General features: G+C 43.0%; 13 protein-coding genes and 1 pseudogene. 7 read left to right on the top strand and 7 right to left on the bottom strand.

The features are described 5' to 3' along the window. Positions 1-69: 69 nt before the first annotated feature. The 3 genes from urtA to FTV03_RS11045 all read right to left on the bottom strand — a co-directional run bounded on the left by urtA (position 70) and on the right by FTV03_RS11045 (position 4397). Positions 70-1356, bottom strand: a complete 1287-nt coding sequence (gene urtA / locus FTV03_RS11055; RefSeq protein ID WP_180041419.1) for an urea ABC transporter substrate-binding protein — start codon at positions 1354-1356, stop codon at positions 70-72. Between the two features lie 373 nt (positions 1357-1729). Beyond that, positions 1730-3610 carry a DNA topoisomerase IV subunit B gene (parE, locus tag FTV03_RS11050; RefSeq protein ID WP_111885120.1) on the bottom strand — a complete coding sequence of 627 codons (1881 nt, stop codon included), beginning with the start codon at positions 3608-3610 and terminating at the stop codon, positions 1730-1732. 187 nt (positions 3611-3797) lie between these two features. Continuing rightward, on the bottom strand, positions 3798-4397 hold the full coding sequence (locus FTV03_RS11045; protein ID WP_180041431.1) for a YqiA/YcfP family alpha/beta fold hydrolase: 600 nt from the start codon (positions 4395-4397) through the stop codon (positions 3798-3800). Positions 4398-4640: 243 nt separating this feature from the next. On the opposite strand from FTV03_RS11045, the gene FTV03_RS11040 reads away from it, so the two are divergent. After that, a complete protein-coding gene (locus tag FTV03_RS11040; RefSeq protein ID WP_180041418.1) occupies positions 4641-5972 on the top strand; it encodes an alpha/beta hydrolase in 1332 nt (443 codons plus the stop codon). A gap of 69 nt (positions 5973-6041) precedes the next feature. Here FTV03_RS11040 and FTV03_RS11035 read toward each other — a convergent pair whose 3' ends face one another. Next, entirely contained in the window at positions 6042-6569 is a 528-nt protein-coding gene (locus tag FTV03_RS11035; protein WP_078190602.1) for a disulfide bond formation protein B, read from the bottom strand. Positions 6570-6590: 21 nt separating this feature from the next. Then, on the bottom strand, positions 6591-8168 hold the full coding sequence (gene gshA / locus FTV03_RS11030; protein ID WP_180041417.1) for a glutamate--cysteine ligase: 1578 nt from the start codon (positions 8166-8168) through the stop codon (positions 6591-6593). Between the two features lie 210 nt (positions 8169-8378). Here gshA and FTV03_RS11025 point away from each other — a divergent pair, with 210 nt between their 5' ends. From FTV03_RS11025 to FTV03_RS11010, 4 genes are all read left to right on the top strand, one after another. Continuing rightward, entirely contained in the window at positions 8379-8918 is a 540-nt protein-coding gene (locus FTV03_RS11025; protein ID WP_078190604.1) for a DUF924 family protein, read from the top strand. A 59-nt stretch (positions 8919-8977) separates the two neighbouring features. After that, the gene (locus FTV03_RS11020) at positions 8978-9535 is read left to right on the top strand and encodes a hypothetical protein (protein WP_180041416.1); all 558 of its coding nucleotides are present in this window, start codon (positions 8978-8980) and stop codon (positions 9533-9535) included. 26 nt (positions 9536-9561) lie between these two features. Continuing rightward, positions 9562-10872: a DUF445 domain-containing protein gene (locus FTV03_RS11015; protein WP_180041415.1), complete on the top strand. Its 1311-nt coding sequence runs from the start codon at positions 9562-9564 to the stop codon at positions 10870-10872. A gap of 106 nt (positions 10873-10978) precedes the next feature. Then, the gene (locus FTV03_RS11010) at positions 10979-11572 is read left to right on the top strand and encodes a hypothetical protein (RefSeq protein WP_180036023.1); all 594 of its coding nucleotides are present in this window, start codon (positions 10979-10981) and stop codon (positions 11570-11572) included. A gap of 59 nt (positions 11573-11631) precedes the next feature. On the opposite strand, the gene FTV03_RS11005 is transcribed toward FTV03_RS11010, so the two are convergent. Then, the gene (locus tag FTV03_RS11005) at positions 11632-11919 is read right to left on the bottom strand and encodes a DUF2798 domain-containing protein (protein WP_373685136.1); all 288 of its coding nucleotides are present in this window, start codon (positions 11917-11919) and stop codon (positions 11632-11634) included. 177 nt (positions 11920-12096) lie between these two features. Between FTV03_RS11005 and argS the strand changes: the two genes are divergently transcribed. Together argS and FTV03_RS10995 are read left to right on the top strand one after the other, a co-directional pair. Beyond that, positions 12097-13887, top strand: coding sequence for an arginine--tRNA ligase (gene argS, locus FTV03_RS11000; RefSeq protein ID WP_180024652.1), 1791 nt, complete (start codon positions 12097-12099; stop codon positions 13885-13887). A gap of 245 nt (positions 13888-14132) precedes the next feature. Then, the gene (locus FTV03_RS10995; RefSeq protein WP_180041413.1) at positions 14133-14732 is read left to right on the top strand and encodes an SPOR domain-containing protein; all 600 of its coding nucleotides are present in this window, start codon (positions 14133-14135) and stop codon (positions 14730-14732) included. A gap of 153 nt (positions 14733-14885) precedes the next feature. Here FTV03_RS10995 and FTV03_RS17800 read toward each other — a convergent pair. After that, positions 14886-15088 (bottom strand): annotated as a pseudogene (locus FTV03_RS17800) (transposase); the annotation flags it as partial.

Genomic DNA, 15088 nt, shown 5'->3' with positions numbered 1-15088 from the left:
GAACAACCCCATCTAGGGATCACATCAAAAAATGCCTGCTACACAATAGCAACAGGCATTCGGATTGAATTATTTCGGGATGTACGGGCTCCATGGCTCTGCAGCAATGGTTTTTGCGGTTTTGTGCACCACATCAAACTGACCATCGGCACGGATCTGACCAATCATGACTGGTTTATGCAAATGATGGTTCGACGCATCCATTTGCAAGGTATAGCCCGATGGCGCTTTAAATTCTTGGCCGGCCATAGCTTCACGCACTTTATCGACATCTGTGCTTCCTGCTTTTTCTACCGCTTGTTTCCACATATTGATGCCGACATAGGTAGCCTCCATCGGGTCATTGGTCACAAATTTATCGGCATTTGGCAGTTTGTATTCCACGGCATACTGCTTCATTTTATTGGTGAATTCAGTATTCACTGGATTTTTCACCGACATGAAGTAGTTCCACGACGCCAAGTGTCCTACCAGCGGCTTGGTATCGATACCGCGTAATTCCTCTTCACCCACAGAGAACGCCATCACTGGAATATCCGCAGCTTTGATGCCTTGGTTGCCCAATTCACGATAGAACGGCACATTTGAATCGCCGTTAATGGTCGAGATCACAGCAGTCTTTTTCCCTGCCGCAAACTTCTTCACATTGCCCACAATGGTTTGATAGTTGCTATGACCAAATGGCGTGTATTCTTCCATGATGTCTGCATCGGCAATGCCTTTCGACTTTAAGAATGCACGTAAGATTTTGTTGGTGGTACGTGGGTAAACATAGTCTGTGCCCAACAGTACAAAGCGTTCTGCCTTACCGCCCTCTTCACTCATCAGATATTCAACAGCAGGAATCGCTTGCTGATTCGGTGCTGCACCTGTGTAGAAAATATTTTTAGACTGTTCCTGACCTTCATACTGAACAGGGTAGAACAATAAGCCATTTAATTCTTCAACCACGGGTAAAACCGACTTACGAGATACCGACGTCCAGCAACCAAAAATCACGGCTACTTTGTCTTGGGTAATCAACTGACGGGTTTTTTCCGCAAATAGTGGCCAGTCCGATGCCGGATCCACCACCACAGGTTCTAGTTTTTTGCCCAATACCCCGCCATTGGCATTAATTTCATTAATCGCCATCAAGGCCGTATCTTTTAGAGAAGTTTCTGAGATCGCCATCGTGCCTGACAGCGAATGTAAGATCCCGACTTTAATAGTATCGCCACTTGCTACAGCGGCTTTTGGTTCTGATGTAGCGCTTTCTGTTTTTTCTTCTGCAGGTTTTGAACAGCCCGTTAAAGCAATCGCCCCAGTCATCGTTGCCGCTAAAATACTTTTAGCAAATACATTGCGTTGAAACATTATTCACACTCCCAACCTAAGCTTGTAATTCACATTTTTAAAATGCATTTGTTGTCTTTCATCACAACAGAGCAATTCAATAACTGTGCCAAGCCTTATTTTTTATTTTGATTGAGTGCTTTTATTTATTTTTAAATATTATTTTTCATATAGTTACAATCATAAAATCTGCTTTTAATTTTTTATGGGTCGATTCAAATACCATAAAATCACCGCAAAGATGCATACAAACTTGTATCCAACACTTGACCTATAATTGAACAATTTTGCGACGTTTTTCAAAAAATACGGTGTATTAGCACACAAATCATGCAGCTTTTCCTAAATTTAAAGCAAAAAAAACCACTTGCGTGGTTTTTTTCTTATTGCAATTTTAAACCGCCAAATCGGCCAAATTACCCTTCTGCTCTAGCCAGTGTTTACGGTCTGAAGAGCGTTTCTTCGCCAATAATTTGTCGAGTAAACCTGAAGTAAACTGTACGTCATCCAAGTCCAGTTGCACTAAACGACGTGTATTGGGATCCATAGTCGTTTCACGCAGCTGACTCGCGTTCATCTCGCCCAATCCTTTAAATCGAGTGATTTGAGGATTTTTGGTTTTACATTTCTTTAAGATGCTTTCCAGTTCATCTTCATCCAAGGCATAGTGCACATCTTTATTGTCATCTATACGGAACAGCGGTGGCATCGCCACAAACAGATGTCCTTCCTCAACCAAAGTATGGAAATGTTTGACGAACAGTGCGCAGAGTAAAGTCGCAATGTGCAAACCATCCGAGTCGGCATCGGCCAAGATACAAATCTTGCCATAACGTAGTTCTGACAAGTCGTCACTGCCCGGATCTACACCAATCGCAATCGCAATATCATGTACTTCTTGCGATGCCAAAACTTCGTCTGAAGACACTTCCCAAGTATTTAAAATCTTACCGCGGATCGGCATGATCGCTTGGAAGTTCTTATCACGTGCTTGCTTGGCAGAACCGCCCGCTGAATCCCCTTCCACAATAAACAGTTCAGATTCTTCTAAGGTATGCCCCACACAGTCAGCCAGTTTACCTGGTAAGGCTGGACCTGAAACGATCTTTTTACGTTCAACTTTCTTCGCAGCTTTTAAACGGCGACCGGCCTTGGCAATCACCATTTCTGCCAGTTGCATAGCAATATCGGAGTTTTGATTCAGCCACAGTGCAAAGGCATCTTTGGCAATATTTAACACCACACTAGAGGCTTCACGGCTTGAAAGTCGTTCTTTAGTTTGACCCGAAAATTGTGGCTCTTGGAATTTTAAAGACAGAATAAAGTTGACACCATCCCACACATCTTCGGCAGACAGCTTCATATTACGCGGCAACAAGTTACGTAATTCACAGAACTCACGAATCGCATCTGTCACACCCGAACGTAAACCGTTGACATGTGTACCGCCTTGCGCAGTTGGAATCAAATTGACATAACTTTCTTGAATCTGTTCGCCGCCTTCAACGTTCCAGCAAATGGCAAATTCAGCACTAGCACGTTCAGCTTCACCAGTCGCCACAAATGCAGGAACAGGCACAATGTCACGGTCTTGTAGCTCATCCATCAAATAGTCGACCAGACCATTTTCAAATTGCCATTCGATCTTTTCGTTGTTGATTTGATCGATATAAATAATCTGCAAGCCTGCCGCCAAAACAGCCTTGGCTTTTAAATTGTGTTTTAAGGCTTTCAGCGCAAATTTAGGCGAATCAAAATATTTGGCTTCAGGCCAAAAATGCACGGTAGTACCCGTTGCACGTTTAGCGCATTTACCTTCCAACACCTCAAGCGGTGCCACAGGAACGCCATGTTCAAAGGCCATTTTATATAGATTGCCTTGACGCTGAACTTCCACTTCAACACGATCTGACAGTGCGTTCACCACCGAAATACCCACACCGTGTAAACCACCTGAGAATTGGTAGTTATCGGTACTGAACTTACCACCGGCATGTAATTTGGTCAGAATAATTTCAATCCCGCTTTGACCATACTCAGGATGAATATCAACAGGCATACCGCGTCCATTGTCTTCTACCGACAAAGAACCATCTTTATAAACCGTCACAGTAATTTTGTTGGCATGACCTGCAAGCGCTTCATCGACGGAGTTATCTATCACTTCCTGCGCCAAATGGTTTGGTCGTGTAGTGTCTGTATACATCCCCGGACGACGACGTACCGGATCTAGGCCAGATAAAACTTCAAGTGATTGAGCCGTATATTGCGTCACGTTGCAAAATTCCCTGCTTTTTGGTTAAAACATTTCTTCGAGCGCTACAGTATATGCTTTTTTATTAAAATGCATATCTCTTGCGATCAGCCGCCATTTTCTTAAACAATTTAAACGTCAAATGATGTCGTAACTGCCCATTTTTTGTATGTTGGATCTAACTTTTCAGCATTTGTATTGGATCATTTTATTTAGGCATATTTTTGACAGCATCAGATAAAAACTGCAAGAGCATCGGTATTTTTTCTGCAAAATCATCCATGCCATGTGTTCCACCCACCTCAGTGATCAGCATAGCCGTGCCGGCTTGAACCGCACTATAAAAACCAGCAGCATCACGATAATCCAAGGTTTCATCACCTTGTTGGAGCAAGACCAACAGTTGATCTGCATTTTCAACCTTAGATATAGCCAAAGCCTGCATTTGATTGAGCTGTGCATCATCCAAGCACCACGTTTCAGTCACCTGATAAGGCAATGCCGTCTCGCCAAATAAATCACGAAATAATTGCCATGGATAGACCGCAGGATTGATGAGCACCGCAGGAATGTGATGGCGTGCCATCAACTGCGTCGCATAAAAACCACCTAAACTACTCCCCACTAAAACCACATCATCCAAACCTTCAATCAGCTCTGACATCTGCTGCATTACCTGTAGCGGTGGCATATTCAAATCTGGCAAATGCACTTGCACACCATTTAAGTCTGCACAATAGTGCCGCAATATCTGCCCTTTCACTGAATTTGAGTTACTTTGAAAACCATGCAAATACACAATATTCATCATTTTGATTCCAAATTGATCTTTAAATTGCTTTAAAAGTGGCATATAAGTGCTAACTGCGTCACATTTTCTAAATTTGAATTTTTAGTAAAATTGTCAGACAAAAGGCATTCACCGACAGGTCTGTTATCGGTATTGTAAAAGCTGTTCGTGAGAATTTTATAAAATAAACAATGAAACTTCAGGCTATTCCAGTAATAAATACAATCGAGGGATAGCATTGAATGTAAGGATAGGAACATTATGCCTAGCTTAACACCATTGCATGAAACCTATTGTAAATGGGACCGCACGCCACCCAGTCAAGCAGATGTGCTGGAAGGTTTGGCACAACTCGTGACAATGCGTTTTAGTGATGTCGTGCATGACTTGATCAAAAACATTCAACGTGAAATTTTAATCAGTATTTTTGGAATGAGCGAACAAGGCTCGAAAGCCTTTCATAAGCAGCCGACCATTGCACGGATTTATGAATTTTCTTACAACACCTTTTTCAATTATGGCAATTATTTACTCGCACCGACGCTGCGTAGCATTATTGAAAAATTCCCACGCTTACACGACAAACCCCTCACCCCGTCTTTACATTTTCTAGTAGGTGCGCTGAATGGGGTCTTAGGCGACTATTTACTGAAATATCACAACCCGATGGCCTTACCGATGGTGGTTTACGACCATTATGGTGCGGTACAAAAAGGCGAATTAAACGGTCGTATTACCCTGTTAATTCATGGGCTGTGCATGAATCATCTGTCATGGTCGACAGCCAAATATGGCGGCATTGGTGAAAAATTACTGTCACAACGTGACCACAACACCATGCTGTATTTAAATTACAACACGGGTCGTCGTATTTCGACCAATGGCCGCAGCCTTGCCAATACATTAGAGGATTTGGTCCGTCGCAACCCCGGTATTACCAGTATCGACTTAATTGGTCATAGTATGGGGGGCTTAGTCTCCCGTAGTGCCATTTTTTATGGCAAACAAAATATGTATCAATGGATTCATCAAGTTGAAAATCTAGTCTGCTTGGGCTCACCACATCATGGTGCGGTACTTGAACGTGTCGGATTTCATTTGCAAGATCAATTGGGGCGTTTCCCCTTGGTCAAAATCGTAGGTCACGTGGTGAATATCCGTAGTAATGGCATTTTAGATTTGCGCTATGGCAGCGTGCGTGATGACGATTGGGAACATAATGATGTCCGCATTGGACTCATGGACGACAACCGTAAACCTGCCCCGATTCCATCACATATCAATACCTACCTCGTGGCAGGGACCATTGAATATGAACATCGTCGCAATAAAACGCGACATGTGATTGGAGATTACTTGGTCAGCGTGAAAAGTGCCTTAGGGGAACACCCAAATGCACGTTATCAGCTTAAAGTGCCAGATTCACATAAAGCGATTTTTTATGGCCTGAACCATTTTGAAATTCAGCATCACCCTCAAGTGGCCGAGCAAATCGTGCATTGGTTCTATCCAAACAATGACGATAAAGCTTGTGATCATATCTATGAATTTATGATGGACTTGGAAAGTATGGAAGGCATTGCCCTAACCTAAGGTAAACTTCCCCCATGCAGACTCATAAAAAAAAGCCCTCAACTGAGGGCTTTTTTATGTATCACTAAATTAAAATTTATCACGTAAACGTGGGACTGGTTTGCTTGGATATTTACGCAATAACTGCCAAAGACTGAGCAAGGTTAATACCGCAAAAAACACCAATGACCAAACCGGTAATGATTGTCCCAAGAAGGTCCAATCCACTTTGGCACATTCACCAGAGCCGGTCAGCACTTGCTCAAAGACCGATTTTAACGGCAGCGTTTCTACCCAATAATCCAGTCCTGGGCCACAGCTCGGTACTTTGTCTGGCGGTAAATTTTGCAGCCAAATATGACGCGCAGCCACCCCAGCAGACCAAAGAATTGATAGTGTCCCCAACAATGCGTAAATGCGTTTACCCCAATTCGATGCTGGATTGTGAATCAACGCAATCAATGAAATGATGCCGAGTCCAATCAAACCAATACGTTGGAATACGCACAACGGACAAGGTTCTAAGCCTTGTACATGCTCTAAAAACAGCGCAAAAGACATACCGATCACGCTGGCTAAAAACAACAAACCACTCACGAAGCGAAAACTCCATTTCATGGTAAATCCTCTTAAAATTTTTTATCTAAAGTTTTTCAAATATTCTTCAAAACTCAAGGTGCAGTCTTGCTCAAGTTGAGCCTGTTTTTCTAAAGACTGCTCAGCAGCTTGTGCAAAATATGCTGCAGTTTCAGGGTTCAAAACATGCTGCTCATACACTTCAGCATGTTGTAAGGCCATAAAGCTACCAAAGCCCCAAGTTCCACCTTGTTCTAAAGTATCGCTAATCATACGTGCCGACAATGTTTCATCGACTTCATCGATGCGTGATTGCATCACAGCCATTGCCTGAGTGTAAATATCTGTATTGTAAGAATCATCCAGCAATTCAGCCAACGGTTGCATCGCAGCAACATGTGTACGACACCATGTTTCAATTGGAATCGCTTGCCCTTGCTGTAAAATCACTGCATTTGGGGCACGACCACGGTTCACTACTTCCGCCTGATTTTTCTCAATTTCATTTTGTTCGGCATCTAACAACGCTGGACTGTTTTGCAATAAACAGTACAAAGCCACCACTTCAAGCAAGCCTGCCGTGTCTTCATTGATCCCAATCGGGCTATAAGGATTGACATCTACCGCGCGTAATTCAACATAACCTACGCCACGATTTTGCAGGGCTTCAGACGGTGTTTCACCATCCTGCGGCACTTGTTTCGGACGAACCAAACTGTAGTACTCATTTTCAATTTGCAACACATGGTCATTAATTTGAATCGGTTCACCGTGTTCATCATTTAAACCTAAATGACTAAATGCGGCATATGGGGTATGGACCGCTTTTTGCAAACCTTCCAAATACGCCTGAATGTCGTTGTAGTGAATCCCTAACTGTTTTTGTGCTGAATTTTGATAGCCAAAATTTCCCATACGCAGCGCCGTTGCATAGGGTAAAAATAGCGTGCCTTTTAAGAGCGGTAACAGCTGATGTTCACGTCCAGTCATAAAACATTTACACACCGACGGACTCGCCCCAACCAAAAACATCACCAATGGCGTTAAACGAATAAAATTACGGATTAGGCCAAAATAACGATGACTGCGATAATCCTGTAAGCTCAATGCCTTGAGGGCGTCGTCAGTTTCATGCTGTTGAAGTGCTTCAAAGAAATGATCTGGGAAGGATAAATTATAATGCACCCCTGAAATGGTCTGCATCCGGCGACCATAACGCACCCCTAAACCACGACGGTACAAGGTTTTAAAGCGCCCAATATTCGAGCTGCCATATTGCGCTAAACGAATACTGTCTTCGTCTTTATCCAACATGCATGGCATCGACAACGGCCAAAGTTTTTCACCATGTTCTAAATGCGTATGCGCAACAGCATGTATATCTTGCAGATAGTTCAACGCCTCTGTAATGGTTTCTTTTGGCGGCGTGATAAATTCCATTAAAGCTTCAGAATAGTCTGTCGTGATATGCGGATGAGTCAAAGCCGCACCCAAAGCTTGGGGATGGTCGGCCTGAGACAAGAAACCGTTGCTTTGCATACGCAAGCTTTCACGCTCAATACCGCGCAACATTCCTTTAATCAGCGAAGAATCTACCCAAGTCGGTAAAATGTCTTGAGAGGTCGATTCGGGTTGACTCATTGCTATCTCGCTTAAATGGAAGAAACTACTAAAATAAAATCATCAGTTTATATCAGTATAACGCGATTTGAAGTGGGCAAATGACCCACTGTATAGTTTTGAGACAAACCGTGATTTTATTTTGGCAATTTTTTATCACAAACTTACTCTATATGACATTTGAAATTTGTGATTTTATAAACAAATATATGCTAATAATGCTTAAAACTTATGAATTATCAAGATATTCTCGAATTTTGGTTTAACCCAGAAAATCAGCCCAATTGGTTCGCTAAAAGCAATAATTTTGATGTTTTAATCGAAAAAAAGTTTAAAGACATCCATCAAGCGGCCAGTCAAGCAGAACTGTGGCAATGGCGTACTACTGCCGAAGGTCGATTGGCTGAAATTATTGTTTTAGATCAATTTTCTCGAAATTTATTCCGTGACTCTGGCTTGGCTTTTGCCCAAGATGCACTGGCTTTGGCGCTTGCACAAGAAGCTATCGCGCAGGGTTTAGATCTACAATTAAGCCCTGAACAGCGCTCATTTTTATATATGCCCTTTATGCATAGCGAATCGACAAAAATCCATCAAAGCGCGTTAAAATTATTTGAGCAACTGGGCAATCCGATCAACTTAGAATTTGAAAAAAAGCATAAAGTGATTATCGATCGATTTGGACGTTACCCGCATCGCAATGCGGTATTGGGCAGAACATCCACAGCAGAGGAATTGGAATTTTTAACCCAGCCCAATTCTAGCTTTTAATTGACGGCTTTTGGCCAGTATCTCCCCTTGCCATGAACCGACTAAACAGGAGTATGCGCATGAACAAACTCATTATCGCAGCAGCCATAACCGCAGCACTCGGTTTGACTGGCTGTGCCACAACCCCATCAAAACCTTTGACCTTTGAACAACTCGGTCAATATTCTGCGACACCATTAAATGCGCAAAGCTATCGTATTAGCTTTCAAGCTAGACCCAATATGAGCTATGGTACTGCCGAAGAAATCACCTTGGTTAAAGCCGCTCAAACCACCCTACACAATGGCTTTCAATATTTTAAAGTCATGGATGACCCGAGTAATCGGAGTCAAAAACCGCCGCGCCAAGCGGTGATTTACCCAGACCCAATGCCTTATCCATATGGCTATTACCGTCGCCATCCCGGTTTTTGGCCAGGCCCGTTTTATGACGTTCCACAGGTGGTCACACTCGATCCAACTCAAGTTTCCTACAGTATTACTTGCTATAAAGATCGTGCCAAAGCCCCTCAGGATGCCTTTGATGCTCGCTTGATTTTGCAATCACTCGGGGCTAAATATGGTTTAGACAGCCAAGGAAATCCTTTGCCTGTAGCCGCTGAGCCTACCACCAAATAAGTCAACCCATAGAGACCCGATCATTGATGAACCCAACTGAACAGCCTGCTGTTTCACCTAGTCTGCAACGCAGTAAACGCTTCGCCACCATTGCTTTGGTGGTGGCGGTGCTGGCGTGGATTGCATTGATGATTGCAGCTAAATTGCTGCCCGAATACGTCTGGCTCATTCATATTTTAATGCTTTCAGCAGAAGCTGGAGTGGTTGGTGGTTTGGCAGACTGGTATGCGATAACCGTTTTATTTCGCAATCCCTTTGGTCGGATTCCGATTCCTAAATTTTTACGTGACCACACAGAAATTATTCCTCGTAATAAAGCACGCATTGCCGAGTCAATGGGCCGCTTTGTTCAGGAGAATTTTCTTTCACCACAAGTGGTTGAAAAAAGCTTAGCGGAGACGGATCTCTCTCTTGCCGTCGGGAAATGGTTGGCCAATCCGCACAATAATGCGCAAGTGACCCAAGTCATTCAGCAAACGGTACCGAAAATTTTCGAATTTGTCGGTCAGGAACAAATTGGACGCTTTATCCAAAATAACAGCGTGCAATGGGTACGCAATACGCAAGTCAACCATCTTGCCAGTGAAATGCTGCGAGCAGTTTTAGAAAATGATTTCCATCAAGATGTCCTGCAACGTGGATTAGATTTAGCCCATGACTGGATGTTACAGCACCCTGAACAAACCCGTGATTTATCACGTCAGTTGTTTAAAGAACTTGGAGTTTGGAAGCTAGCCAAAGGTGCGAGTTGGATTGGTATTGATGTACAACAGCGCACCATTGATTCACTGGTCAGTCGTGTCGAGTCCATGCTTGCCGACCATGAACATCCGTGGCGCCGTAAAATCGAAGACATGGCACAGCAGCTCATGCAGCAACTGGCGGACAATCAGAGTGTTGCCAGCCAACGCCTGAATAGCACCAAAGACGCCATGCTCGATAGTCCACAAATGTTGAATTTTATCAGTGGTGCGGTGGTGATTTTATGCGATGCGATTAAATCTGATTTAGAAAAGCCCGACTCTGGCATTGCACAAAACCTACGTGTCGCCATTCAACAAGTAGGCGAAAATATTGTCTCTAACGTTGCTGTACGCCAATTGCTGAATGAGAAAATGAGTGATATTGCCATCAATCTCTCTGATCAATACAGCGAAAAAGTCATTCGGTTTATCAGTGAACGTATACACGAATGGGACTCACGTGAAATGATCGATAAGATCGAAAACGAAGTCGGTGGCGACTTGCATATGATTCGAGTCAATGGTGTCGTGGTCGGTGGTTTTATTGGCCTCGCACTGGGGATTATTCGTGCCTGTGTAGAATGGCTGCTTTAGCCGCCTGCAGCAGTCCTCCTCAAAGGAGATTGGCCGCAGGTTTGAGCTTTATGCGTAGAACCGTTAAACTTTGCCGATCCGAAAATTTAATAGAACAATAAAATCTATGCATTTACCTGCCATCTATACACTACCATTCATTCTAATCATCAGTAGCTTAAGCGCTTGCCAGACCATTTCCAAAACCAGTAGCACAGTCAGCGACAAAGTGATGGGCATGCTCGGTAAAGAAAAAGCCCCTGAAATCGATAAAAAAGGCACTGTCGATATCAGCAAAAGTACCCAACAACAGTTAGAAACTCTGCTGACCAATATGCCGAAAAATCAGTGGGTCTATATTGAAAATGATCAACAAGGCACATCTACCCTCAAAAATAAATCGGCAGACAATTTCACCTTGAGCCTCAAATTGAATTGCAAAATCAGCACTCAGCGCCCAACTTTCAGTATAAGCAACGCGGATGGCCAAGAGATCCTAAAAGCACATGATACAAATGTGGGGCAAATTCAAATTCTGCTCGACAATAAAAACTTTGGAAATCCATTTGAGACAGCCCATCAGCAAAAGTTCCAAAGCTTTAAAACCGCTGTCGCTCAGGCCAAAGTCATTAAAGTGTTTAATTCCTCAAAACTCTATACCTTCCAAAACAACAAAGCCGAATTACTCTCTAAAGCAGTAAGTTGTCGCGATAGCCTATAAATATTTAAAACGAAATGCAGTAAGTCACCGTTTTACTCAACTGTGACTTACATGCAGGCTTATTTTGCAGGTGGCTGTGGCCCTGACATATCAACCAGCAGGCCTGTAAACTTTCGAACAAATGGCAATAAAATCAGTACAATGGGAAAAGCAATAGCCCAAGAAATCATCCAATTATGCAGCCATAGGGTAAGAAAACCCTCAAACCACCCTAAATTTCTGAGCATATTAATAAACGAAATAATGCCGCTCATGAGACAAGACAAAATAAACGGCACGATAATCAGCGCCCAGTGTGCAGCTAACTTCGGCACATTGCCAAAAATTTTAGGGGTGGGTTGTGACATGTCCATATACTCAAGCAGTGATCCTGAATCGCTAAACCACTTATATCGTTTTACTTCGATATAAGCAATGCTTCACTTTTATCGAATATTTTTTATTCGCAACAAATGGGTTCACCTAAAGAGCCTGAAATTTGCTATATTTACCGTTTTTCTGCGACATTTATTTTTCGACTGATTATGAATACGGCAATACAAGCAGCGCTCGATCATGCAGTGCAATCCCTTCAAGCTGAAGGTGTACTCCCAACTGACTGGAACAATACTAGCAATTTGACCCGAACCAAAGACCGAAGCCACGGTGACTTTGCGTCAAACATTGCCATGATTGCCTCTAAAGCTGCAGGTATGAAGCCGCGTGATTTAGCCGAAAAAATTCTGGCAAATCTTCCAGAAGTCGCAGATATCAGCAAAGCAGAAATTGCAGGTCCTGGCTTTATTAACTTCTTTTTAAATGCTGACCAACGTTTTGCTGTCTTAGACCAAATTCAAGCTCAGAAAGATCAGTTCGGTCGCACACAGGCCAATGCTGAAAAACGTGTTCAAGTGGAATTCGTTTCAGCCAACCCAACGTCTAGCCTACACGTGGGTCATGGTCGTGGCGCAGCTTACGGTATGACCGTTGCCAATCTCCTTGAGGCAACAGGTGCCAAAGTTGACCGTGAATACTATGTCAACGATGCTGGCCGTCAAATGGATATCTTGGCGACATCGACTTACTTGCGTTATTTAGAATTGACCGGTCAACAACTAGTCTTCCCTAAAAATGCATACCAAGGCGACTACGTTAAAGAAATCGCACAAAGCATTATCGACAAAGATGGCGATGCTTATGTACGCCCTGTTGCCGACATCTATAAAGATGTTCCTGAAGATGTGCAATATGCTGCTGAACTCGATAGCGAAGGCAATAAAGTCGTTGTTTCAGGCGATAAAGAAAAACACATTGATGGTTTGATTCATAATTCACAAAACCATTTGGCTGCGGGTTACCGTGTGTTCCATCAAGCTGCGCTGAAAGCCATTCTCGATGACATTAAAGATGACCTCGGTGAATTTGGCGTGACTTTCAATCAATGGTTCAGCGAAGCAACCTTGACTGAAAAAATTGATGAAGCATTACAAATGCTCGATCAACGTGGTTTCTTATACGAAAAAGATGGCAACATCTGGTTCAAATCAACTGATTTTGGTGATGAAAAAGACCGTGTTGTGAAACGTCGTAATGGTCAGACTACATACTTCGCATCCGACATTGCTTATCACTTAAATAAACTACAACGCGGATATACCGATATCGTTGATATCTGGGGTTCAGACCACCACGGTTATATTGCACGTGTGAAAGCAGCGATTGATGCGCTTGGCTATGATTCTAAAAAATTGACGGTGCTTTTGGTTCAATTTGTGAGCCTATGGCGTGGCGGCGAGATGGTTCAAATGTCATCTCGTTCAGGTCAATTCGTGACTTTACGCGACTTACGTAAAGAAGTAGGCAACGATGCTGCTCGTTTCTACTATGTCATGCGTAAATCAGAACAACACATTGACTTCGACTTAGACCTTGCTGTGTCTCAAAGCAAAGACAATGCGGTGTACTACATCCAATACGCACACGCACGTATCTGCCGTATGCTCGAAAAAGCCGCTGCGACAGACGTTCAATTCTCTGCTGAAGCTGCACGTCAATTTGCAGCTAAACTTGAGTTAGAAGCTGAAACTGAAGTTCTTGCTAAACTTGCGGCTTACCCTGAAATTGTGGTTCGTGCAGCAAACAGCTATGAACCACACCAAGTGGGTAACTACTTGAAAGAATTAGCGGCGTTGTTCCATGGTTGGTACAACGAAAATAAAGTCTTGGGTGATGATGCAGAACTGACTCAAGCGCGCTTATTACTGTCTGTAAACGTACAGCAAGTTTTACGCAATGGTCTTGAATTATTGGGTGTGAGTGCGCCTGAATCAATGTAAGCCATTCTTAGTATACGTTAGAATCCGTCCATGTATGAACCATATACATTGACGCCTATACAGGCTCTTTATGAGCCTGTATTTTCATGGATATTCAGTCATCTTTTAATGAAAACTTGAAGATGTTGAAATTGTGAAAATTAAACATAAACAGCATGACAGTCATGTAATATATAATAATCAGAACTTGGTTTTGGGTCAGTTCCTACTAGGTTCGTAACAATTACAATTAAAGAGGTTTCCTCGTGTTTGGAAAAACGCAACGCGGTGTATCAGAGCGGCCAAATCAGCCTAAAAAACCATTGATTCCTGCATGGTTAGGTACACTTGTGATCATTTTAATCGTGTTGAGTTTCTTGGTGGCCTTGATGTTATGGAAACCATGGGAGCCGGTAAAACCGAAAGGTCAAATTACCTCTGAACACTACCAAGAAGAAACCAATAAAGATTACCGTTTTTATGATCTGTTGCCTCAGCAACAAGTCACCCCGATTCCAGATCAAGCTGTGCCTGAAACAGATACCAAAGAAACCGTGGTGATCGTTGAAGCACCTGAAACGGCTACCACTGCACCGACTGAGCCGGGTATTGAAGCCACAGAAACAACACCTGCCCCTGCAAGCTATATTTTGCAAGTGCGTAGCTATGATGACCCTGACCAAGCCGATGCCCGTCGTGCAGAAATTATTTTAAATGGCTTATCTGCCGATGTGATCCAAAGTAATGAAAATGGCAAAGTTTGGTATCGCGTCGTGTCTGGCCCCTATGATTCACAAGAAGCTGCTGTGATTGCACAACAAACTTTACGTCATAGCAGTATCGACTCGATCGTCGTAAAACGCTAAATTTTGAATTTAAAAAAAGCGCCTGATGGCGCTTTTTTTTATTCATTCCTTTAATAAAGGGAGGTTAGAAGGGATTCTTTTTTGAATACATCAGCTTAGCTCAAAAACCTCTCCCTAACCCTCTCCTAAAAGGCATAGGTATCTACACATTTTTTATAAATTGAATGCGATCTGAGCAATCGCATTCAGCTCATCAGACGAATACTCTGACAACAACTGAAGAGTGTTCAATAGTATTGAAAGCCCTGCCAGTATGGCAGGGGCACTTTCTAATTTTCCCCTTTTCTGTTGCCTACCTGAAATTCGGGTGAGAAATGCCCGAATTCTTATATTCTGCTCATCTGTACCACGCTGTA

This window comes from Acinetobacter sp. YH12218, assembly GCF_013417925.1.
GTDB lineage: Bacteria > Pseudomonadota > Gammaproteobacteria > Pseudomonadales > Moraxellaceae > Acinetobacter > Acinetobacter amyesii.
This window is presented reverse-complemented; position numbering and strand designations above follow the sequence as displayed.